The organism is Chryseobacterium viscerum, assembly GCF_002899945.2.
GTDB classification, from domain to species: Bacteria; Bacteroidota; Bacteroidia; order Flavobacteriales; family Weeksellaceae; genus Chryseobacterium; species Chryseobacterium viscerum.
Genome location: NZ_PPEG02000047.1, coordinates 1 through 460 on the forward strand (window position 1 = coordinate 1; position 460 = coordinate 460).

1 protein-coding gene is annotated in these 460 nt (G+C 71.3%); it reads left to right on the forward strand.

What is annotated here, in order from left to right; all coding sequences use genetic code 11:
• The coding region (locus tag C1634_RS25725; RefSeq protein ID WP_228410178.1) for a hypothetical protein at positions 1–460 on the forward strand (460 nt) is incomplete at both ends.

The following is a 460-nucleotide window of genomic DNA, read 5'->3' on the forward strand; positions in this document are numbered from 1 at the left end:
GGCCTGGCGATACCTGGCGCTTCGTCGGCGAGAGCGACGAGATCACCCGCTACGCCGTCGACCCGCGGTACACCCCGCTGGCTCGCGGCCGCTTCGCCGGTACCGAGGCGGACTTCGCCTGGGTAGTGGCCCACGCGCCGAACAGCGCCGCCTTGTGCGACGAATACGAGGATTGCCGCTGCGACCTCTGGAGCGCCGACGCGCGCGTCCCGCCCAAGCCGCTGGGCAGTTGCACCGGCGCGGTGCTCAGCGTCCTCGGCGGCCTCGACGACAGCGGCCGCGAGCGCCGGCAACTGCTGCGTACCTGGTGGACCAGCACCTGGACCAAGTCGTCGCTGCTGGAAATCCGCGACGGCCAGTGGGTGCGGGTGCTGCCGGACATCTCCACCACCTGGGACGATGCCGAGGCCGAACTGGTGCTGTACAAGGCCGACCCGCAGCAGCCGGGCCGAGTGCTGGT